Origin of the sequence: Pseudoalteromonas sp. H105 (genome assembly GCF_001469215.1) — a bacterium.
GTDB lineage: Bacteria > Pseudomonadota > Gammaproteobacteria > Enterobacterales > Alteromonadaceae > Pseudoalteromonas.
Genome location: NZ_LOFH01000002.1, coordinates 455,602 through 479,318, shown reverse-complemented (window position 1 = coordinate 479,318; position 23,717 = coordinate 455,602). Strand labels below are relative to the sequence as shown.

At 38.3% G+C, this 23,717-nt stretch carries 16 protein-coding genes; 5 read left to right on the top strand and 11 right to left on the bottom strand.

Annotation, left to right across the window (positions count from 1 at the left end; genetic code table 11):
* Nucleotide 1: 1 nt before the first annotated feature.
* Nucleotides 2-1,459: an ArnT family glycosyltransferase gene (locus ATS75_RS05610; RefSeq protein WP_058559445.1), complete on the bottom strand. Its 1,458-nt coding sequence runs from the start codon at nucleotides 1,457-1,459 to the stop codon at nucleotides 2-4.
* Nucleotides 1,452-2,483 carry a glycosyltransferase family 2 protein gene (locus tag ATS75_RS05605; RefSeq protein ID WP_058559444.1) on the bottom strand — a complete coding sequence of 344 codons (1,032 nt, stop codon included), beginning with the start codon at nucleotides 2,481-2,483 and terminating at the stop codon, nucleotides 1,452-1,454. Before ATS75_RS05605 ends, ATS75_RS05610 begins: the two co-directional genes overlap by 8 nt.
* 146 nt (nucleotides 2,484-2,629) lie before the next feature.
* On the opposite strand from ATS75_RS05605, the gene ATS75_RS05600 reads away from it, so the two are divergent.
* A complete protein-coding gene (locus tag ATS75_RS05600; RefSeq protein WP_058559443.1) occupies nucleotides 2,630-3,004 on the top strand; it encodes a GtrA family protein in 375 nt (124 codons plus the stop codon).
* Nucleotides 3,005-3,134: 130 nt separating this feature from the next.
* On the top strand, nucleotides 3,135-4,220 hold the full coding sequence (locus tag ATS75_RS05595; RefSeq protein WP_058559442.1) for a cytochrome-c peroxidase: 1,086 nt from the start codon (nucleotides 3,135-3,137) through the stop codon (nucleotides 4,218-4,220).
* Between the two features lie 37 nt (nucleotides 4,221-4,257).
* Here ATS75_RS05595 and ATS75_RS05590 read toward each other — a convergent pair whose 3' ends face one another.
* The 3 genes from ATS75_RS05590 to ATS75_RS05580 form a co-directional block, all read right to left on the bottom strand.
* Nucleotides 4,258-5,019 carry a LytR/AlgR family response regulator transcription factor gene (locus tag ATS75_RS05590; RefSeq protein WP_058559441.1) on the bottom strand — a complete coding sequence of 254 codons (762 nt, stop codon included), beginning with the start codon at nucleotides 5,017-5,019 and terminating at the stop codon, nucleotides 4,258-4,260.
* A complete protein-coding gene (locus tag ATS75_RS05585) occupies nucleotides 5,016-5,999 on the bottom strand; it encodes a sensor histidine kinase (RefSeq protein WP_058559440.1) in 984 nt (327 codons plus the stop codon). Before ATS75_RS05585 ends, ATS75_RS05590 begins: the two co-directional genes overlap by 4 nt.
* A 79-nt stretch (nucleotides 6,000-6,078) precedes the next feature.
* Entirely contained in the window at nucleotides 6,079-7,944 is a 1,866-nt protein-coding gene (locus tag ATS75_RS05580) for a CIA30 family protein (protein ID WP_058559439.1), read from the bottom strand.
* 634 nt (nucleotides 7,945-8,578) lie between these two features.
* Between ATS75_RS05580 and ATS75_RS05575 the strand changes: the two genes are divergently transcribed.
* The 3 genes from ATS75_RS05575 to ATS75_RS05565 all read left to right on the top strand — a co-directional run bounded on the left by ATS75_RS05575 (nucleotide 8,579) and on the right by ATS75_RS05565 (nucleotide 10,922).
* Entirely contained in the window at nucleotides 8,579-8,866 is a 288-nt protein-coding gene (locus ATS75_RS05575) for a helix-turn-helix domain-containing protein (RefSeq protein ID WP_058559438.1), read from the top strand.
* Nucleotides 8,859-10,127 (top strand): HipA domain-containing protein, encoded by a 1,269-nt coding sequence (locus tag ATS75_RS05570; RefSeq protein ID WP_058559437.1) that lies wholly within the window; start codon nucleotides 8,859-8,861, stop codon nucleotides 10,125-10,127. Before ATS75_RS05575 ends, ATS75_RS05570 begins: the two co-directional genes overlap by 8 nt.
* Before the next feature lie 570 nt (nucleotides 10,128-10,697).
* Nucleotides 10,698-10,922 carry a hypothetical protein gene (locus tag ATS75_RS05565; protein WP_058559436.1) on the top strand — a complete coding sequence of 75 codons (225 nt, stop codon included), beginning with the start codon at nucleotides 10,698-10,700 and terminating at the stop codon, nucleotides 10,920-10,922.
* A gap of 179 nt (nucleotides 10,923-11,101) precedes the next feature.
* Here ATS75_RS05565 and ATS75_RS05560 read toward each other — a convergent pair whose 3' ends face one another.
* From ATS75_RS05560 to ATS75_RS05535, 6 genes are all read right to left on the bottom strand, one after another.
* The gene (locus ATS75_RS05560; protein WP_058559435.1) at nucleotides 11,102-13,444 is read right to left on the bottom strand and encodes a S9 family peptidase; all 2,343 of its coding nucleotides are present in this window, start codon (nucleotides 13,442-13,444) and stop codon (nucleotides 11,102-11,104) included.
* A gap of 529 nt (nucleotides 13,445-13,973) precedes the next feature.
* Nucleotides 13,974-14,885 carry a hypothetical protein gene (locus tag ATS75_RS20330; RefSeq protein ID WP_152996184.1) on the bottom strand — a complete coding sequence of 304 codons (912 nt, stop codon included), beginning with the start codon at nucleotides 14,883-14,885 and terminating at the stop codon, nucleotides 13,974-13,976.
* Nucleotides 14,886-14,892: 7 nt separating this feature from the next.
* On the bottom strand, nucleotides 14,893-16,359 hold the full coding sequence (gene rmuC, locus ATS75_RS05550; RefSeq protein WP_058559434.1) for a DNA recombination protein RmuC: 1,467 nt from the start codon (nucleotides 16,357-16,359) through the stop codon (nucleotides 14,893-14,895).
* 973 nt (nucleotides 16,360-17,332) lie between these two features.
* Nucleotides 17,333-20,479, bottom strand: a complete 3,147-nt coding sequence (locus tag ATS75_RS05545) for a DEAD/DEAH box helicase (protein ID WP_058559575.1) — start codon at nucleotides 20,477-20,479, stop codon at nucleotides 17,333-17,335.
* A gap of 405 nt (nucleotides 20,480-20,884) precedes the next feature.
* The gene (locus ATS75_RS05540) at nucleotides 20,885-21,847 is read right to left on the bottom strand and encodes a hypothetical protein (RefSeq protein WP_058559433.1); all 963 of its coding nucleotides are present in this window, start codon (nucleotides 21,845-21,847) and stop codon (nucleotides 20,885-20,887) included.
* 14 nt (nucleotides 21,848-21,861) lie between these two features.
* On the bottom strand, nucleotides 21,862-23,100 hold the full coding sequence (locus tag ATS75_RS05535; protein WP_058559432.1) for an AAA family ATPase: 1,239 nt from the start codon (nucleotides 23,098-23,100) through the stop codon (nucleotides 21,862-21,864).
* Nucleotides 23,101-23,717: the final 617 nt, after the last annotated feature.

Sequence of the window (23,717 nt, the reverse complement as noted above, 5' to 3'; positions counted from 1 at the left end):
GTTAGTGGCATTTTAACAATAGGCGGTTAATCGATTGCCTGCTTGGCACACACACTGGCTGCAAATGACGCCTCAACCTCACAAACTCACTGTGCTCAATGGCTACATAAAACGGATTACCTGAGTGTAATAGACCCTTTAATTTGCTATTAGCTTGAAGTAGCTGAGCATGGCCTTTTGAATAGAATTGGGCGCTGAAAGGTCTATGCCTCCAATAATATAGAGCTGTCTTTTGAAAAACGTCTTTATTAACGTTCAACAACTCAGCCTCACTTTTTTTATTCATTATTCCTAAACTTAATATTACTATAATAGTTGTTATCAACATTAAAGACATGAAAGCTAAGTAATTACTTACCTTTGTTAGGCGACTATTTAATGCAACCAATATGGCTAATGCACTAAAACCAGGCAACACATAAATGGGTAAAATATTGCCTGCAAAAGTAAATAACAATAGCGGCGATATCATCCAACAAACAAGGTATTTATTGATGCCTTGGTGCTGCAACTGATGTGCAATGTACTCTGTATTACGGTATTTTTTGACCAATAACCTTAGTGCGATGAAAGACCATGGACTCGCACAAACAAGCCAATATAACCAAATCATGCCTCGAGGTTTTACATGTGCCGTGCCATATAAATCTCCCTGCCAACCAGACACTAGAAAACGCTGAATATGCTCACCAAGTATAAAATACTCTAGAAAACCTGGGGTTCGTATTTCAGCCCATGCATACCAAGGGACTGTTAACACCATAAACAACACAATACCAGTGAACCAAGGTAAGCGCCTAACCGCTTCTTTAAAGCAACCTTGCCATATACTCCAAACAACCAGTGATATACCTATCAACACCACAGCAACCGGGCCTTTAATGAGCATACCTAGAGCGAGTGCAGCAAAAAACACATGCCCAGATACCACTTTATCCTTTAGACTATAACACTGCCAATAGCTCACCATAGCAAGGGTGTACGCCATTAATAAAGCACTGTCTGTCATCACCATACCGATGGCAATAATAAAGCCTAGGCTAGAGGTAAGAATTAATACTGATAAAAGAGCGGTGTATTTATTTGCCAATGTTCGCGTAAAACGCATAACTAAGTAGCATGTCATTAAGCCACAAATAAAGTGAGGGATTCGAGCACTGAATTCGCTAATACCAAACCACGAAAAGCCCAATGCACTGATCCAGGTTTGAAATGGCGGCTTGCCCCAAAAAGGCACACCATAATCAAACTGAGGTGTTATCCAATTTTTTGTTTCAACCATTAGCCGCGCCATTTCAGCATAGCGCGCTTCGGTTGTGTCATATAACGGAAATAACCCTAATGATACTAAACGACTAGCAAGTAACAATAAAATCAACACGCCAGTCCAATGTATTAAAGACGGAGTTGTGTTTGTAGTAATAAACCGTGAGCGCTTACTCACATTTAGATCAACCATGTCTATGCACCACTGAGTGAGGGGTATCAGCGCCACCCTCTATATTGTTGCTGTGAGCATTAACCGTTTTTTTATCCATTGTTAGGTAAATAGGCCTCGCTTTAGCCTCCGCATAAATACGCCCCACATACTCCCCCAGTATGCCAATGGCCAATAACTGTACCCCGCCTAAAAATAACTGCATTAACATCATCGACGGATAACCAGCTACGACTTCACCAAACATGAGCGTTTTCAAAATAATCCAAAGACCATAAGTAAACGTAGTGATAGAAATGAGCGCACCTGCCCATGTCGAAATCCTAAGCGGTTTAACACTAAACGCGGTAATACCAGAAAGTCCTAATTTTACCAGTTGCACAAACGACCACTTAGTCTCTCCAGCAACTCGCCCTGGGCGTTCAAAGTTCAGGGTTGTTTGTTTGTAACCTGGCCACGACAGAATACCTTTCATATAGCGGCTTCTTTCTGGTAACTGTTTGATACTTTCAATAACACGTCGACTTAAAAGTCGAAAATCACCAACATCTTTCTGCAAAGGTACATCTGATAAATAATCGAGCAAACGATAGTAGATATGGGCTGCCAAACGCTTAAATTTAGACTCTCCAAGGCGAGCACTTCGCTTCATGTTCACAACATCATAGCCGTCGTGCCACGCCGCTAACATGTCGGGAATAAGTTCTGGCGGATCTTGCAAATCGGCATCCAATAAGATCACAGCTTGCCCTTTAGCATTGTCAATACCGGCAGTCATGGCAGCTTCTTTACCAAAGTTCCGACTTAAATTTATACACACCATCGAGGCGTACTGGCTTTTAAGATTAAGCATAACATTCCAACTTTCATCATCACTACCATCATTTATATAGATGATCTCAACGCGACTATCGCAAAGTGTACTGAGCACTTTAGCTAACTGATGATGAAATAGTGGCAACATTTCTTGCTCATTATAAACAGGCACAATTATGCTTAGCGTTATCGCATTTTTTATCGAAGATCCATTGTTAATAAGCTGCATTCTTCTCTCCAAAATTAACTGTTATGTCACTTTAAAACAGATGAGGTCTAAAAAAAGTCATCACGAATAGATGCCCAATGTGACACTTTGTAGACCTACGTTAATTTAAGCTGAGCTAAGGTTGAAAATGGTGACAGCAGGCATAAATGCAACAATTTAAAAAGTTTTGTTTAATTGGAGGAGGAGGCTTTATTGTCGATAGCCTTTGTTTTATATTTTTTAGTCATCTTACAAATAATATAATGCTGGCACGGTTACTGTCATTTTGGGTTGCAGCAACAGTCACATGGCTTGGCAATCGCATTTATACTTACAAACAACACCAAAATAATGCTTTTTATCAGTGGTGCAAACACATGCTCACGGCTCACTTCTCTGGTTGCATCAATTTATTGGTTTTTTGGAGCGTAAAAGGAATAACAATCACTGCCGTTGCTTTCGTTATTGGTATTTTCGTCAGCCTATTCATTAACTTCTTTCTTGCTAACCGATTTGTTTTCGTAACAACACACAGTAAATAGCACTTGCCTCATAAAGCACGAGGAGACATTTCGTAGACACCGAACGTGACAAACTACGTTTAAAATCCCCTGCTAATTAGCATGGATATCAGTGTTTACCTTGTTCTAATATATTATGAGATTGTTGAATATGAGACTGTTTAAGATTGCTTTAATTACATTAGGTTATATTGCTTTAATTGGCTGCGGGAGCCCTGAAAATATAGACACGACAGAAAATGATGAGCAAGCTAGAGACTATTCAAGTATTTTTTCGTCTTTACCAACAACCTCTATTTACCCCAGTAACAACCCTTATAATGAAACCAAAGAATACCTAGGTGAATTATTATATTGGGATCCAATTCTTTCTGGTGATCAAAATGTATCCTGCGCTTCATGCCATCACCCTGATTTTGGTTGGGCTGATGGACGAAAATTTTCAATTGGTTCTGACGGCATAGGACTTGGGCCTGCAAGATACGGCTTTGAAGTGACCCCTCTACACGCGCCAACAATTATGAATGTAGCTTTTACCGGTATCAATTCCAGTGAAATGATTGAAAACTTTGTTTCTGGTGGTTACTTCTGGGACCTAAGAGCAGATACATTAGAAGAGCAAGCGTTAGGCCCAATTAAAAACCCTATCGAAATGCTTGGTTATAATATGAGCGAGCAAGAAATCCTGCCAGAGATTGTTATACGGTTACAATCGATCCCTGAATATGTTGAGTTATTTGAGCTCGCGTTTGCAGAGAAAGCCGCTATAACCAGTGTAAATATAGCAAAAGCAATTGCCACCTTTGAAAGAAAAATTATCTCTCCTAATACGCGATTTGATAATTTCCTTTTAGGCGATCAAACAATACTAACCCAACAAGAAATTATAGGCCTCAATAAGTTTATCGATGGGGGATGTGCTCGCTGTCATAAAGGTTCCATGCTTTCTGACAACTTACTGCACGAAGGGGAAGCTATTATCGCTAATAAGGTAGTACGCACGCCCAGCTTAAGAAATATATCGTTCACAGCACCTTATATGCATGATGGCTCGAGAGAAAGTTTAATTGATGCCATTGCAGCTTATGAAGATAGAGGTGATATTGACGTCAATATAGAAGATGATGATTTTAATGATATAGCCACTTTTTTGAAAACCCTCGATACGGATAAATTTTATACGGGAAAACCAGCTAAGGTGCCAAGCAACCTACCTGTTGGCGGCAATATAGACTAAACATACAATCGAGTTAGAAGAGTACACCTCAAAGCTGTTAGATTTTTAACAGCTGTTTTAGCTTATCCGCGCCCGCGCGGCTGGTACTGAGTTCTGACTTTTCTTCATCATTAATAATCACCATCAGCTTGCCATTAAACCAACGTTGAATTTCTTTTATGTGATCAATATTTACAAGGTAACTACGGTGAATACGCACAAAGCTTTGACCAGATAAGCTGTGCTCTAGCTGATCTAAAGTATCACTTAAATGATGTAATGTTTCACCATCGTGGGCAAAGCTATTTCCTTGTTCTGATTTAATAAACTTAATATCTGATGGCGATAATAAAAAAATTCGTTCGCCACTTTTACTAATGAGTTTATTAAGCTTATTTTCGCCTAATTCATACTGAATTTTACTAGGCTGATCATTAGCACACACAACAGCCATTTGCTGCAAAATTTGCTTCTGTGCTTTCGCCAGTGCTTTTTTTAGCCGCGCGATGGGGAAGGGCTTTAATAGATAGTCAATTGAGGCATGTTCAAATGCTTGAACAGCAAATTGATCATACGCCGTGGTGTAGATGATCAACGGCTGATGATCGAGTATATCAACAAGCTCTAAGCCATTAATTTCTGGCATTTGAATATCAAGTAACGCAACATCAGGCTTAAGCTCATTGATCAATGAAATCGCTTCTTTCCCATTGGTTGCAATACCAACAACATCAATATTTTCCATAAGGCTTAATTGATGAGTGAGCTTTTCACGTGCCGGCAACTCATCATCAGCAAATACTAAACGTAGTTTATTCATAACACTAACTCCAAAAATACAACCGCACCACCATGATTACTCAGTGTAATTTTACTATTACCTAGCTGGTTAATGCGTTGCTGTATGTTTTTCATTCCAATACCTGATCCACAACCATGCTTTAACACATGTTCGTTAAAGCCAACCCCGTTATCGCTGACTTTTACCCGAACGACTTTATCAATCACTGTGAGCGCTATATTGATAGTTAAACTACTTTTTTGCGCATTGTGTTTTATTGCATTTTCTATAATCGGTTGAATAATTAACGGCGGTATATATATGTTATTCAGTTGCTCTGGTAGGGCGTAATTTACTTGTAACTTTTCACCAAAGCGGGCTTTTTCAATGTTTAAATATTTGGTGATAATCGCAAGCTCTTGCTCAAGCGGTATCAGTGTTTGTTCTGCTGTATCTAATGAATACCTAAGTATATCGGCAAGTTCATGTAATACCTCGTCGGCTAAATCAGGGTTAGTATGAATATAAGCCGAAATGGTATTAAGACTATTAAACATAAAATGCGGGTTTAGCTGATACCGTAATGTGGCTAGCTGTGCTCTTTTGCGCGAATGCTTTTCAAATGCGACCTTTTTTTTGCTCTCAATATAAATACTCAAAAAGTAAATACATGAGCCCCAAATCAACCCATTAAAAATAACAAAAATCCCCAACGGCCTGTAATCGTCATAAAAGCTAACCAAAGCATAATCCGTTATTACATTGCCACTGGCCATAAATGACACTGCAATGAGCCACTCAACAACGATTTTTTGATAACCTTTTTTGCGCAAGTAAAAAATAAAAGCCGCAGCCCCCCAAACAGGAAACCAATAAAAAGTTATAAACCAAACAGCTGCCGCAGTGAAGGTGCCACCAGAAATAGGGGCTGAATTGGCGATAACCAAGCCAAGCGCATATGCGATATCAACAATAAGTAGAATAAAAAAGCTGTATCTATAAAAGGGGTGTTTAAACATAATCAGGATTCTTTTTATTAAAAACAATAGCAAATAAACACGGCCACAACCAAATTTATTGATTGTGGCCGTGCACACGTTAATAGTAACTAAACGCTTTAATTTCTAAGGTGTTGTTTAATACAGCCTCTGTTGCGCCAGGCATTTTGCGCCACATTACATTAAACCCTGTAATTTTCTGTGCAGACCACGTCACGGTATTACCAAAGCCAAATTGCTTAAACTCTGTAAAAGGGATGTCTATTGTTCGCCATTGTTCACTCGGCTTGGCTAATACAGTAAAGTTGTCCCAGTCTTTTACATCGCTATGATAGATAGCTAAAGCAAATGGCACCGTAGACCCTTTGTAAGTAAATCGCACACCAGTAAAACCTGATGCATCAACTGGCTGTGGGTATTTTATTTCTGCGCCTGCCCACGCCCCAAAGTTTGTCGGTTTAGCCACTGCTGTGTTAATCGTTAGGCTGTGCGTATTTGACGTTAATTCAACCTTCGATTGCCCCCCCATTACCGCATCACTTAATCCCTGCCAAGGTGATTGGCCATTAAAGTTATCAATAGTAGGTTGTGCTGTTGTACTGCGTGCCGTTTGATTACACACCGGCCCTTGTGGTTCGATTGCCGCATTTTGTGCAATAAGCTTGCTACGGTTGACCTGTTCACCTGATTTATAAACCTGTGAAATGGTATGAATCGCGTTTATGTTTTCAACTGGGTTTTGCTCAAGCAAGATAAAGCTTGCTTCAAAACCTATCGCTAGTTGGCCTATATTAGTGCCTTGATTTATTGCGTGTGCCCCATTAACCGTGGCTGCGTCGATGATTTGCGCGTTCGTTAAACCCGCGTTTTTTAGCGCATCAATTTCATTATGTAAGCCTAAACCATGCAACGTATAAGGGTTGCCTGCATCAGAGCCAGTACCAATCACAACGCCCGCTTGATGTAATTGCTGGATATTAGCGTAGGCGATACTGCGTGTTTGCCAGCTATGCTCTTTCCATTTTGATGGCTCAGGGACTTTCTCAAATAAGCAACCTTGCAACTTACTTGGTACAGGTTTTAGAAGTTCTGTTTGTGAGCTTAATGTGTGGTTATGCTTTTCATCACTGTGATTATGATAAACCGCCAAAGTAGGAATATACGTCACTTTATTTTGCTTCATTAGGGCAATAAACTCATCATCAACCGCTTCACTATTAATACCATGCGCAAGCGCTGTGGCACCCGCTTTTATCGCACGTTTACCATCGGCTAGCGTTGATACGTGAATAAAATAAGGTAAGCCAGCCGCTTTAGAACGTTTACTAAGCTCAATTAATTGGCTATCGGTAAGGGATTGACCTGTGCCACCAAATGTTTCAATGACTGCTTTGGTAAGGTGCGGGTTGGTTGCCATGTGCTTTTGCCATAAGGCATCAATATCACTGTCATGATTGATTTCATACGCACTGCCTCCAAATTGAGTACCATGACCACCTGGATTGGTAAATAAGGTACCAGCATAAAATAAATTAGGTGAGGCTTGTGTAGCGCTTAACTTTTTTGCTTCATCAAGGGTTTGTTGAAATGAAAATAAATCAACAATGTTCGTCACGCCTAAATATAAGTTAGCATTAAAATGCGACTGTACAGGCAAATATTGAAACTCAGTAAAGTTACTTCCTGAAGAGCCTAAATGTACGTGCAAATCAATCAGCCCAGGCAACGCAAATTGGTTATGTGCATTAAATGTTTTATCGGCCTTTTGTTTCTTGCTCGACCCTTTAGCAATATTTACTATTTTCCCGTCATCAATATAAATACTACTCGGCGCTGAAAAGCCTTGCGAGTCATGTTGGTAAACACGTACGTTATCAACTCGCAAGTCAATAGCGTGTGCATTAAACTGACTAACTAAACTTAATCCGATGAGTGTTTTTGTTAAAGTTTTGGTTATTGCTTTCATTTTAAATTCCTTATCAACGTGATGTTTCAGTGCTGTTGATATGAAATTTAGCGCTTTAAATTACGCTATTCATTACTGTGTGGCTAAACCGACACAATTTGGACTTGAATCGACATAAACCTCTATTAATAACTTTTCTTGCTCCTTGAGGCTTTTACCTTAGCTGTAAACCCCCATTACGTTTTGTTTAAAAATCCCGCAGAGCAGGGAGGTAGTTAGCTATTAAATATTGATGTGTAGCGAGATCCAGACTGGTATTTTGTTCAACTACGCCGGTACTCCGATTATTAAATACTGAATGACTTAAAAGCTTTAATACTCAAGCTGTTGATTCTGATTTTTGTTACTACATACCGAATAAACAGCGTTTTCAAACCCGAGATACTCGCCTAATTTTAGAGTGGGTAGAAGGGTTGTTGAATTGATCTCATTAAATTTATGAAACACCATTAATTCACAGTTTATTGTGAATTTAGGTAATTACGAGTTAGTTTTGGTTATAATTCACAGAATACTGTGAATTTCACCTTTATTTAATTACTTCCTCTTTTAATTCACAAAATATTGTGAATTATTAGCTTTCCTGTGCTTTTTTAACTATTATTCACAAAATACTGTGAATTTTGGATTAGTAATGGAAGTCACGATAAAGTCAGCAAAACAATTAGGTAAATTGGCAAGCATTGTGAGGAAAAGCCAAAAGCTTGATCAAAGAACAGCGGGGGACTTCTCCGGTATTAGCATTAATACAGTGAGTGACTTTGAAAATGGCACAGGTTCATTATCTATTGGCCGCGCGTTCGATTTAATGGAAGCTTTAGGCTTAGAGATAAAAATAGACGTAGTTATACCTCAACACGATGAAAAGGCTAAAAGTAAATTAATAACGCAAATCCAGAACATGGTGGCTGGCCATGAATAATAGATCACTCGATGTTTATGCTGGCAAACAGCTCATGGGCCAATTACAAGATAGTAACGGCTTTTGGTCTTTTAAATATGATCAAGCTTGGCTTAACTCAGCTAATAAATTTGCAATAACTCCTAGTATTCCATTACAAGAGCAAATCATTCTTGATTCTGGTACTACGCGGCCTGTGCAGCAGTTTTTTGATAATTTACTGCCAGAGGAAAATGCACGTGAGTTATTAGCTAAAGAAGTGAAAGTTGACCATGAAGATTCATTTGCTCTACTTACTGCATCAGGTATTGAATCAGCAGGTGCTTTAACTCTATTACCAGAGCATTTGGATTTTCCAAGCCCCAGCGCAATACCGTTAACTTTTGCCGAGCTATCTAGTCGAATTAAAAACTTACCAAGAGCACCGTTAAATAGCCGCCAAAGTAGCCGCATGTCACTTGCTGGCGCGCAACATAAAATGCTGATTATTAAGCTCGGTGATGAACTATTTGAAGGAAACGAAGGCACACCTTCAACTCATATACTCAAACCCGATCATTCTGAGCCAGACCAATACTGGCAAACGACATGTAATGAATGGTTTATGATGAAACTAGCGGGACGATTAGGGTTAGATGTACCCAATGTAGAACTCATTTATACGCCCGAGCCGACCTATCAAGTTGAACGTTTTGACCGTACAGGAAGTTACCCTGATCAAGAGCGTAAACATATTATAGATAGTTGCCAGTTATTAAGTTATAGCAGGCACTCCAAATATTCTGCATCAACGGTTGAAACATACCAGAAAATACTCAATAAAGTACGCCCTAAAGCGGCAACGGCTATTAAGTTATACCAATGGGTTATTTATAATTTATTAGTCGGTAACGGGGATGCGCATTTAAAAAATATCAGTTTTTATTACGAAAACGGATCTGCGCAAATAACACCGTTTTATGACTTATTAAGCACCATTATTTATGTTCCAGAAGGTACAAAGCCTCTAGAAGAAGCCTTATCTGTTCCCATAAATGATAAAAAACGTTTCTGTGATGTCAACAAAGCTGATGTTATCGCTTTTGCAAAAGAGCTAGGTATTCCAAACTCTACAGCAGTAAAGCAGCTAAGTTATTTTGTAGAAAGTATAGAGAGTGAATTTAGTAATTTATACCAAGAAGTTGCAAATATGCCACCTGCGGATGTACGCGCAGCGGAATTAAGAATGTTAAGACAAGTGCAGTTTTTAGTGGTTAAAGAAATGGTTGGGAAGTTGAGTTAAACTATGTTTAATGGCAACACACGACAGAACTTGTTTAACCTATGATTTGAACACGTATTACTGAATTATCCTTATCGCAAAGTGCTATTGAAATAATACAAATTACGAAAGCTGTACTGACCATCAAGGATAACAATATAAGGGAAAAGCATGCCCATTTCACCACATCAAAAGATTATTAATACAATTGTTAGAGAAGCATTTAAACCAATAGGTGTTAAAAGAAAAGGGCAAACAAGAATCTGGCTTGATGATAATGGCCTTTAGACAACTGTAATAGAATTCCAGCCCTCAAGGTGGAAAAAAGGCACCTCTCTCAATATTGCGGTATGCTTTCAATGGTATCCAAAAGAACATTACTCGTTTGATTTAAGCTTTTTTAGAGAAATAAAATTTGTTGAGTTTGAATCAGAAGAACAATTTAAACATCAAGTTCAAGTATTAGTAGATGAAGCAAAGCCTATAATTTTACACATTAGAAATTTATTTTCCGATAAAAAATCTTTAAAAGAGCATGTAATTAACGAACTCGATAAGAATAGCTCTATCTGGTCAAAATATAATAGAGGTATGGCATGTTTAATAAGTGGTGACATAGGCCAAGCTATACAGTTTTTCCAACAAGTTACTGACGATATTGAGGACAGGGAGTGGGCTAAAGAAGTAAAAGGTATAGCCCAAAGATTATTAGAAGTACTGGCATCAGAAGAGAACTATTTACCTTTTATCGAAAGTTTAGTTAACAAATCTAGAGAGCTAAAAAAATTAAAGCCTTACAGTATCTCTGAAATATAAAAACAATAACTAAAATGCCATGGATCATTTATTACTCAGCCAATACCTACAAATTTTTGTTGGGTTTCGTTGCACTCTTCCCAACCTACGCTTTGTAAACCCCCGTTACATTTTGATTAAAAAAGCCACACACTAACAGTTAGCATGTGGCTTTTTAGTCTTTAAACTAACTAATCTAATCACTTATCCAATAAGTTCTTTTCAAAAAACTCGGCCATCATGGTGTGATAATGCAAAGTCGTGCCTTTGCCTTCACGTAGGCTGTGTGAGCGGTTAGGGTATGAGAAAAACTCAAACTGTTTGTTGTGCTTAACAAGTTCATCAATTAAACGCTCTGAGCCTTGGTAATGTACGTTATCATCGCCAGTGCCGTGAATAAGCAGTAGCTTACCGGTTAGGTTTTTAGCAAAGGTAATTGGCGAGGTATTATCGTAACTCTCTGGGTCTGTATTTGGGTTACCCGCATAACGTTCTTGGTAAATAGTGTCGTATAAACGTATATCTGGCACGGGTGCTGAGGCAATCCCCACTTTAAATTTATCACCATGGCGGAACAATAAGTTAAGGGTTGAACTACCGCCCCCTGAGTGGCCCCACACGCCAACGCGGTCGGTGTCTATTACATCCCAACGTTTGGCCATGGCATCAAGCGCATCAACTTGGTCTTGCACGGTAATTGAGCCGATTTTTTTGTAAATCGATTTGCGCCAATCACGGCCTTTGGGTGCGCGAGTACCACGGTTATCAACCGATGCCACAATAAACCCTTTTTGCGTTAACAGTGATTTATACAAGTAGCTATTGCCTTCATAGCGGTCTTGTACTGTTGAGCCCCATGGTTCGCCGTATACGTAAAAAACAATCGGGTATTTTTTACTTTTATCCATGTTCTCTGGGAACATAATGTAGCCGTCAAGTTCGGTGCCATCCTGTGCATTCACTTTAAAAAACTCATGGTTTGGTAAGCTTTGCTCAGCCAGTTTTTCTTTCAGTTCATTATTTTCAACTAAGGTTTTAACATTACTGTGATCGTTCACGTTAATAATTTGCTTAGTGGGCGGGGTGCCAAATTTAGAATAGCTATGCATGGCCCATGAGGCATCTTTTGACATGTAATAGCTGTTTGAGCCTTCAAATTCTTCAGGAGTTACACGCACAGGTTTGCTGCTACCATCAAGTGGTGTGCTGTACAAATAACGCTGACCAGGATCGTTTGGCGAGGCAATAAAGTACATAACATTTTTGTCTTCATTGATAGTGAGCATATCAACAATATCGTAATCGCCAGGCGTTAGGTCAATAATGGTTTTGCCATCGCGCGATACACGGTAAAGATGACGCCAGCCGTCACGCTCACTGTGCCAAATAAAGAATTTTCCGTCTTTTGACCAATTGGCTTTATAAAACCATTCGATAAACGCATCGTCTTTGTCTTCTAAAATTTTAGTCAGTTGCTGCTTTTGCCAGTCAAACAACCATACCTTGTTGTGGCTTTGCGGGCGGTTTAAGTCTTGGATCATTAACTCATCCCCAGTACCTGCCCAGCTGATCCGCGGAATGTAGCGATCGCGATTATCGCCTTCAAGTTCAGCCCAACGGGTTTGTTTATCACTAAGGCTTACCACACCTACACGCACGGCTGAGTTAGTTTCACCCGCTTTAGGATACGGAAATGTTTTGAGAGTAGGGTAGAGCTCATCGGTGTTATTGATCATAGTGAAAAATTTAACATCACTGGTATCAAGCTGCCAATAAGCGATTGATTTGTTATCGGGGCTCCAACGAAAGCCATCCGCAATGGTGAACTCTTCTTCGTACACCCAATCAAAATTACCGTTTACGATGGTGGCACTGCCATCGGTTGTGAGCGCGGTTACATCGTTACTACCAACCGCTTGCATATAAATATTGTTATCGCGCACATACGCCACTTTTGAGCTATCAGGCGAGAACTTAGCAAACATGAGCTTAGTTGGTTCAACGTCTACGCCACCTAATTGTTGTAATTGGTTAGTCTCAAGGTTGAGTAACCAAAAGTCCCCACGGCTGCGTGAGCGCCAAACTTGCTCGCTATTGGTAAATACCATGAGCCACTTACCATCTTTTGACCACTGGTAGCTTTCTATTGCTAATGGTTCTTCAGCGCCTTCTGGGTGTAGTTTTTCAAACTCAACTAATACCTTACGGCCCGTGCCATCGGCATTGTAAAATACGATATCGTTGCCTTTTACGCCGTGTTCTTTTTCATCATCAGCTTTGGCATTCTCAGTGTTGTCTTTTTTATCTTTTTCGCTTTCACGTTCTTCAAGCACAGTGTAGCCAGTGCCATCATCAAGCCATTTAAAGTAAGTGCTACGTTGTGCTTTAAAGTATTTGTCTTTATAGATTTGCTCAAGGGTGAGTGGGTTACTAACTTGACTCACCGCAGTGTTTTCTATGGTATTTTGTGTCATTGAACAGCCTGATAACGAAAGCCCAGCCAGTACTGAGAGTACTAACACTGAGGATTTGAATAGTTTCATGTGAGGTCCTAAAGTAAGGTAATGCTTTTGTTATTGTTAAAGATGTCTTGCAATAAGCTTACTTTAGCAAACTTTCTCAGTTAATAGTTTATAGCTTATCGCAGAGATCTATCTATCCACCTCAAGTATTGCATGCAATATACAATAAAGCACCTTTTTATTAGTCATACTGTTACCTTGGTTACTTTATACGGGCAGAACGCTGTACAAGGCATTGTTAGTAAAATAATGATCTCTACAAAGGTCAGCGTATTGATAAATACAGACTACTTTTGCCATTGGTATTTCACTTGTTTAACCGTCAATATGTGTGCTCTGCGCTTATATGTGCGACATACAGTGAGGGAAATATTTCAGCTAAATTTACTGTTCCTTCCAACATGTAGCCTCTATAAAGCCATCGAATAAACAAGTACCTATATGATAAACAAAACTGTAATGGGGGTTTACACTAAACGACTCAAAAGGACCAGCAAAATCCAGCACTTCTGCATCATCGTAAATATAAATTCCTATGTTTAGCTTTGCGTTAATTCACTTTATTTGCGGCAAACATTAATTTTAGCCATCTTAAATCTTTTGCTTCTAAATTTGCTTGCTTATGGAGTGAGGGATTATTGAAAACGTCTTTATAAACGTGGCAAATAGCTACTTCAGTTAGCTCACGCCACTTTTCATCTTGAAACTCAGGTAAGTGCCCGTCCGCTAAATTAAAACTGGAGAGCGGATCGTGTTCAGCCTCTGTTGTTCTTAGAGTAAGGTCGAGCTCTTGAAGAATTGGGTTGATGACCTGCACCGTGTTGGCCGCTTCAAATTCTTCAATAATCGAGCTTTGCGCTGCGTTGATTTCTTTTTCAAGCTGATACCGAGACAGCTTATCTGCAGAAGCACGTAAGCCATACTTATTGAGTAGGCCTGTTATGCTAGGTAGCACTGCTTTAGCGGCGATACTTGCTCCTAACAATGGGTTAGCAATAGCGGCTAGGCCACCCACCAACAGCATGCCATAAGTGAGCTTTCGGTCTAATTCATCAATACTATTTGCCAACTCCTGCAATGTATTTGTTTGTCCAACAGCTTGTTCACGCATAATTTCATCGGTGCTGTGCAACATATACTGACGAAGACCCGCTTCTGCATGTTCATGAGCAAAGTGAAAAACGCGCCGTTTTGGTAGATTATTTACTTCAGGTACGCCTTTAGGCAAGCATCGCATGGTATGCAGAGCAAATTTATATTCTGATAATTCAAAAGGAATAACAAAGTAGTGTTTCTCATCATATGAAGTGGGAGTTTGCTTACCAAAACGCTCCAAAGACATGAAAATAGGCAGCCCGTTGAGCTTTTCAGTGGCTAAGACCACCCCTTTGTTGAGCTCATCTATAAAGTGACCCGACGTCGACTTTATCGCAGCAATTCCTTTGTTTATCAGGTTTTTCATATGAGTGTTAATCCAGCTCTAATTGCGCCCGCTCGACGCTTTCTTTAGGTAATTCTTTTTGTACTGATACACCAAGCTCTTTAAACTCAGAAGCTTGTTTAATTAGATTGCCTTTACCACGGTATAACTGAGAAAACGCTTTATCGTAGCTTTCTTTGGCTTTATCTAACTGTTTACCTACGCCTTCCATACTGGTCAAAAAGCCATTAAGTTTACTGTAAAAACGTTCTGCGCGGTTTGCCAGCTCTTTTGAGTATTTAGTTTGCTCTTCAAAACGCCATAACTGTTTTACAATATTTAAACTGGTTAGCAGGGTAGTGGGGGTTGCAACCAGTATATTTTGCTCTATCGCTTGTTGGTAAATATCACTTTGGTACTTGAGTGCTTCAACAAATGCAGATTCAATAGGCACAAACATAATCACCACTTCTGGTGAGTTAAGCCCAGGAAGACGGTCGTATGACTTACTGGCTAGCTCGTTAATTCGTGCTTTAACCGCTTCCACATGCTCTTTAATAGCTTGTTGCGCTTGCAGCTCGTCATCTGCATTTACAAAGCGAGTGTAGGCATTTAACGATGTTTTAGCATCAATAACCAGATGACGACCTTGCGGTAAGTACACTACAACATCGGGCCGCAGACGGCCATCTTCAGTATTAAATGACACTTCTCGTTCGTAATCCGTGCCTACACGCAAGCCTGCGCTATCGAGCACGTTTTCAAGCATGAGTTCTCCCCAATTTCCTTGGGTTTTCTTTTGCCCTTGAAGTGCATTACTGAGTTTATCTGCTTGCTCTGTAACAGCTTGGCTTTTCGCTTGTAAATGCAGTAGTTCTATTTTAAGTGCTTCACGTTGTTTTGAGTCTTCAACGTGGATAGATTCTAGTTTATCCCTAAAGCCTTTAAGCTCACCTTGTACAGGTTTAAGTAATTGCTCAATGCTTTCTTGATTAAGGGTTTTAAACTGTTTTGATTTATTTTCTAAAATTTGGTTTGCTAGGTTTTCGAACTCTTTTTTAAGCTGCGCTTTACTGTCATTAATATGTTGCAGTTGCTGCTCAAAATGCATTTGTTTTTGTTCAAGTTCAGTACGAAGTGAATTAAGCTCAACATCACGGGCATTATATTCAAAGCGCAATGACGTTAAGTCAGCCTCAGCTTTTTGCCAATAATTATTATATTGTTGACTCTGTTTTTCTTGCTCAATAAAGCGGGTTTTGAAATGCTGAGCTTCATCGCGCTGCTCTTGGTATTCTTGCTCTAAACGCGTGTGCTTATCGAGTAATGTTGTTGTGTGCGCGTGTTTGTCATTAAGTTGCGTTTGTAATGACGCCAGCTCCTGGTCCTTTGTATTAAGCCGTTGTAAATACTGCTTACGACGCACTGCGCTTATAACACCAAAAAGTGTAGCACTCGCAGCAAAGCCCACCCCAACACCCACCCAATCAATATTTGTAAGTAACTGTATATACATAAATAAACTTAATTAACCCTCATATAATTCATCATATCGAATTACACGCGGGCAAGATAGTTGTTAAACAGCTTGGATCATAACAATAAAAAAAATAAATACCTATAAAGCCAGTAAGACTGACGTAATTGTTTTTTCGAGGCATAAAAAAAGCCAACCTAATTAATGGGCTGGCTGATTATTACTAAATTTAGTAACAAATTTGGGAAATCAACATGATGCATGCACGAACTGCAATTCAACTACATGCTTATTAATAGACATCAACGTTAAAAGTTAGTTCAAAAAAAGTTTAATTAATTTGATCTTTTTAGATCATAAAAAAACCAGCTCAATTTGAGCTGGTCAATATTACTAACAAATAAGTAACTAAATAGGGGAAATCAACATGATGCATGTACAGACTACAATTCAACTACATACCTAATAATAGACAATTACTAAGAAACTTAGTTCCAATTAATTTGATCTTTTTAGACATAAAAAAACCAGCTCAATTTGAGCTGGTCAATATTACTAACAAATAAGTAACTAAATGGGAAATCAACATGATGTATGCGCAAACTGCAATTTAACTACATACTTAATAATAGACCCTAGGATCACACTTTAGTTCAACTAACAGTGAAACAAAGTTTAATTTAATTGAGGCATAAAAAAGCCAGCCTAAATTAAGCTGGCAAGTTATTACTAAAATAAGTAACAAATATGGGAAATCAACATGATGTATGCGCAAACTGCAATTTAACTACATACTTAATAATAGACCTTAGGATCACACTTTAGTTCAACTAACGGCGAAAAAAGTTTAATTTAATTGAGGCATAAAAAAACCAGCCTAAATTAAGCTGGCAAGTTATTACTAAAATAAGTAACAAATATGGGAAATCAACATGATGTATGTATCAACTGCAATCTAACTACATACATTTTAATAGACCACGATAATTTTGATCCGTTCAATAAAATTGCACTATTTTATTAAACTCAACATTTGTTGCTCGTCGAATCGAGTAAAACTCATTGATTTATCGGTAAAAAGTGCATCAACAAGTGCTTGTTTTTCTTGTTGCATCTTATAGACTTTTTGTTCTATTGAATTAGCCATTATTAGTTTGTAAACAAATACCGGGTTAGTTTGACCAATACGATAAGCACGATCAGTGGCTTGCTTTTCAACGGCCGGGTTCCACCAAGGATCAAAATGAATCACTGTATCTGCTTGCGTTAAATTAAGACCGGTACCGCCAGCTTTCAAACTAATTAGAAAGACAGAGGTACTTCCTTCAGTGAACTGCTCAATAACTTTATCGCGATGACGTGTTTGCCCTGTTAATAGGCTAAAGGGGATAGTCTGTGCTTGCAATTGCTCAGCAATAATATCCAGCACAGAGGTGAACTGGCTAAATATGATGATTTTTCTGCCTTCTGCTAACATTGAGGGAATATGCTGGCTTAACCAATTGAGCTTAGCACTTTGTGCTGCAGTGTGAGCATCAACTAACCTAGGGTGACAGCATACTTGTCGCAATTTTAATAATGCGTCTAAAAAAGCGAGTTTACTTTTTTGCGCACCTTGAGCAGCAAACAAATGGATCATTTTCTCTTCAAGCACATCCGTAATTGATTGATACATGACTTTTTGTTGTTCTTCAAATTCAAATTCTTTGATAAGTTCAGTTTTAAGTGGCAACTCTTGCGCAACCTCCGCTTTAGTCCGGCGGAGAATAAATGGCATTATCAATGCTTTTAATTCACTGGCTCTTTGGGGATCTGAATCACGCTCTATGGGAATTTGAAAGTGGCTCTTAAAGTGCGATTGTGATCCAAGCAAAGAGTCCATTGCAAAATCAAGTAACGATTTAAGTTCAAATAAGTTATTTTCAATTGGAGTGCCGCTTAAGCACAATTTGAATGAGGCGTTTAAACGCTTAACTAACCGCGAAATCTGGGCACTGTCATTTTTTATATATTGGGCTTCATCAAGTACAATGTTTTCAAAGTGCAGGGGCGAATAATAAGCAATATCCCTTTTTAATAAAGGGTAGGTTGTGAGGATACAGTCAGCCTGACCCAAGTGTTGCAACTGCTCGACACGGGCTGACCCGAAAACAGTGGTCACTTTTAAATTGCTGGCAAATTTAAACATTTCATTTTGCCAGTTACTAACAAGACTGGTTGGGCATACTATTAATGTTGGGCCTGATTGAACAGTCTGCTTAGCGCTTGCTAAAAACGCAATGACTTGAAGTGTCTTACCCAATCCCATATCATCAGCTAAGATTCCACCTAACTGATGTCGCTTTAAAAAGTGCAGCCAGTTGACACCTTGCTGCTGATATTCGCGAAGTTTTACACCCTTATTTAAACCAGAATGTGCCACCACGGAAGTAGGGGATTCTGCATTTAACTCGTTAAGATAAGTCTCTAAGTTGTTATCACTAATGTTTACATTGATACCATTCAGCGCTACGAGTTCAGGCAAGTAAGAAAGCGGGATAAGTAATTCATCACGTGTTTTTATAAATTCAAAGCGCTCAAGGAACCCGCAAAGTAGTTTGAAAATCTGCTTGTCAATTACAGCAAATGTTTTACCTTGTTTAAAATAAAAATACGATTCACTTTGGCGATTTAATGATTGGTACTCAGGGCTATCATTAGCAAGTAAATGCGCGACTTTGTATTTTGAGATCATTATTTTACCAACAACTTGATGCCCTTTACCACGTGTGACGTCTACGCTGACGGGAAGCAATGATTTTTTAATACGCAAATTTTTATCTTCAACCTGCCAGCCGCGTTTACGTAAGTTAGGTACCACTTCGTATTTAAACCAATGTTGAAATGCATCTATTTGTTTATTATATACAAATTGGTTATGTAAAGCCCCTTTACATATAGTAAATCCGAGGTTAGTTAACTCAGTCATAACCGTATTTTCAAGCGCTAAGTTGAGCAATTCTTTAGGAGCTGTATTCGGCGGAAAAGTTGCACCTTGGTAGTTAAAGACAAGTATTAATGTAAGTTGATTATTCTCATTGTTTACTTCAATTTCGGCAAAAGTATCAGCATGACGGTTAACCTTTTTCCCTTGCTTTTGTTGGTAATGAGGAATAACACCATCGCCAAAGTTTGAGCTAATTTGCTTAAAGACTCGTTCGAAGTTTTCAGTATGCACGGCTGGCATCGATTGAATATGGGCAACCTCTTCACCACTCAACGGGGTGCGTATTCGGCCAATTTGTAGTGTGTCAGTATCTAAGTATGTTGGTGGTGACGTTTTTAATAATAACCAAGAAGGTTTCTCGTTAATCGTTATATTCAGTTGCATTAAGTCGTTTGATTTATTCCAATTAAAATTAAGGTCAACAGCACTATCAGGAGTAACAGCATGCCTTGAACGGCCATAAAACAAACGCCCCGTGGCAATCAGCTGTTGAAGTGCTGCAAAGCCCCATTGTCCCTTTAACTCTAAATTCCCTAATGCGTTTTGAGAGCGGATCCAGCTAAAAAGCCTAAAGTCAGTTTCAAGTAGATCAACAGGAGTAACAAAACTATTTAGTTGTTGGTCAGTAAGGTTTCGACCTAAAGTGTACTGATCTTTATTTGAATAAGAGGCTATTTTTGGCGTTAAAATTAATTTACTTTCTTCAAGATCAAGCACAAACAATAATACATTCTTAGTACTTAATTTATGGGTGTGTTTGATTGTTTTAAGCTCATCAAACCAGTCATTTATTATGTAGTCTTGACCATATTCACCAGAGTGATCTATTTTAAGTTTGAGTAAAACGGCGGCTAAATGACGACAGCTCGTTTTTGCCTTACATGAACAAAGCCTTTCGACAGAGTATCCATTATCTAATTTTTTTATTTCAATGTGTTGGGTAAATGTGCTGCCTTCATTACCAAACATAGACGCGTCAATAATGGAAAAATCTTTGTTATGCTCTAAGAAGTTGATCTGGCCATTGGCAAGGTACTCTTTGGCTTGCTTGAGAACATGAGGCTTAAATAATTGTTTAATAAACCTTTCAGAAAGTGGGAATAAGGTTTCTTGTTCTTGTTTTATTTCTTCAAAAATAGCAAGAAGATCAGACTTTGATAAGTTAGCAGACATAACGGCCAAAGCAGTATAAATAAAAATTAATTCTACCAGTATATGATTTATCACCTTCCAGCTAAAGCTTTAATAAAATAAAACACACTGGTTGGAGTAGCTTAGTTGGTAAAAAATCGGTTTATCAACAAGAATTGGGTATACAAAACAAAAGACACACAACTAAGCCACAAGATATATACAACTTAATAACAAGTAGGGGGGCTTACAGATCAGTTTTTTACTAAGGAGATAGGATTTTAAGATCAAATCGAATTTAAACAGGTATGTGTGGGTAAAAATCTGATCCAAACAAGGTAAATTGGAGGAAAAGAGGGTTTTTAGATCAAATTTTTACTAACATTGAAAGCTCTGAGATCATACTTTTACTAACTTAAGACAGACCTCAGATCAATATTATACTAACTAATTGAACGCTTTTAGCAGTTTGGTGAGCTGTTCTAAACGTTTGTCAGTCATCACTTTATTATCAATTTTTATAGATAAATCGCCGCTTTTTAAATTTCGCTGAACACTTACAAAATCGTTTTCTAAAACAGCTTCTTTACGACCAACAGTTTGTTCTTGGGCTGTTAATGCCTTGGTAATAGCCATCGCATGTTTATCATCTCCTTCAATTAGCAATAATTGAGGATCGTTAGCTACTTCTTGAACAAGTGCATCAAACGTTTCTGAATCTCTTTCTTTGGCTGCAATAAGCTTTTTAGCAACTTCACGACCTACATGATTAGCTGTAGGATAAAGTGCTAACACCGCTGCAGGCAGGTTCTCATAGGCTTTGATTGCATCAGCAACTGCAGTATGTGAAACCCCTTCGATTGCAGATATTTCCCTATAAGAACCCTTTTTCCCCTGGCTGATCAACTCATCTCTGGTTTGTTGATAGGCTTGGCCTAACTCCCATAGACTAGGTGCAATATATTGATCAGACGAAACAGCCAGTATTTTTGCATCTGAATCAGTAAAATCAGTAGAGCTAAGGACAAGATAATCTGCATTACTTAAAATACATGCCATTCTACGCCGAGAGCCTGCTAGTACAAGCATTTCATCGCCTTTATCCCAACACAATGCAGGATGCTGATTACGGCCGTCATGTGCAATTGCGGGTAATATGTCAGCGACTGACTTTTCATTAAGTAGCGCCTGCACTCGACGGTTTTTACCATACACTTTTGTATCGGGTTCAATCTGCGAGTGAGGGATAACTTTACAAGTTAATGTGATTGAACGAGAAGGATCGCTTGGGGCAGGCATTTTTATTACATCGCCAGCAGAAGCTTGTTCTAACAGCTCATCCAAATTACTGTTACCAATTGTTGTTGCAAATGGGTCTAAGCGGGTGTCGTTTTTGCGTTTTTTTGCCATTTTTATTAACTACCTTACTTAGGGTTTTTAAGTTGAGATTGGGTAGACTGCCAATTCGAGCGAATTAACATCTCAAGTTCATCAACAACATCTTTAATGTTTTCTTGTGCGCGAATCAATGATTCTCGACTTGCTAAACTATCAGACGTTTTTTGATCAAAAATAGTATTAAATGAGGATGAACTCGCCGTTATAGCTGAACTGTGATTAATAGGGTAGCTCATAACTTGTCGACCAAACGCACTGCGAACATCTTTTACAATATCACGCTGAGAGTGATTACCTTTTACATAATTGGTCACTAAGAACTGCATAAAATCCCAGCCTTCATGGCCTAAGGATGCAACAGTATGATAAATCTCACCTAAACGTTTGAGGTATTTATTATTTGCATCAAAATCAACGGCCTCAGGGTGAACCGGAATTAACATGGCTGTAGATGACATTAATGCATTATAAAACATAAAGTTAAGAGATGGTGCGGTGTCAATTAGAATGATATCAAATTGGTCTTTTACTGGGTCAATAACCTTTTCTAATAACTTATGGTAATGGCGTGTTTTATCATAACTCGAACTATCTTTAAGCAAGGTTGCCGTTTCATGTTCAAAGTAAAAATCATCCATACCTGATGGCAACATTCTAATATTAGGAATGTGAGTTGGTAAAAAAGAGTTTGATACTAAATCTTCCCATGTCTCGCCTTTATCAAGCTCAATACAATCACGCATTAAATCACCCACAGTAATTGGATCTGGCTCGCTGGGTGGAAAAAAGCTTGAAGAAGAACCTTGAGGGTCTAAATCGATGATACCGATTCTATAACGTTTAATATTTGTTGTAGCTAGTGCAGCAGCTATATTAACCATACTTGTAGTTTTACCACAGCCACCTTTTAAAGAGTTGATAACAATAACTTGTAGTTTATCTGACTCAGAGCGATGATCAGGCTTAATATCCATGATATCAGCCATAGCAAAAATATTAACTAACGTGTAAGCATAATGACCGTTCGCACCCCGCTTAATATTAAGTTCATCAAAATCACCGTTATCATGACGGCGTTTTAAAGTGCGATTATTACAACCTAAAAGATCAGCTGCTGCTTTTTGAGTATAGGTTCTTAACTCTTTCTCTTCAGATTTCAAGTGGGCACGATAATGCTGGATACGTCCTTCTAAAGATTTTTCAGCAACTTCTGCGGTTGCTTTTAAAAGCCGGTAAGTGGCTAATGCATTATTATGAATTGACATGCTTTATTCCTCAAAGTTAGGCTATAAGTATAATGTCCATTCAATTGACTGTAAACAACTATTTAAGACGACATCACTTTTAATAAGCAGACATAAAAAAATTAATTTATAGATATAAAGTTGCTTAGTATAAATAAAGAAGTTTAAATATGGTTAGAGTATAAGGTAATAAAGGTTAAGAGTTAGAAAAGGTGGTATAAATATATGATATTAATCAATAAAAGGTAAAAAGTTGGATCATGTTTATACTACGTTAAGATCAGATCTCTCATAACTGCCAGATCATGATAATACTAAGCTACTTTTTAACTTTGAAGTTATGCACATATTAAACACAATATTATGCACATTTTTAATGCCTAAGATCCGATTTTTACTAAGTAAAATAGAAAGTTATACACTTCTAGCTATGTAAATGTAGTGAGTAAATTAGTATAGATCTGATCTGTAGTAAGTACAGATCAGATCTATGCTAACTCAGAACATGTTTATACACAGGGCTATTTAAATTATCTCTATTTTGTCGTGTAATTTTAACTGAAATAAAGTTTTTAAGTGACATAGATACGCTTGGAGTTAGTAAAAATTCGGTTTATAAGTGGTCGCTTAGTAAAAAT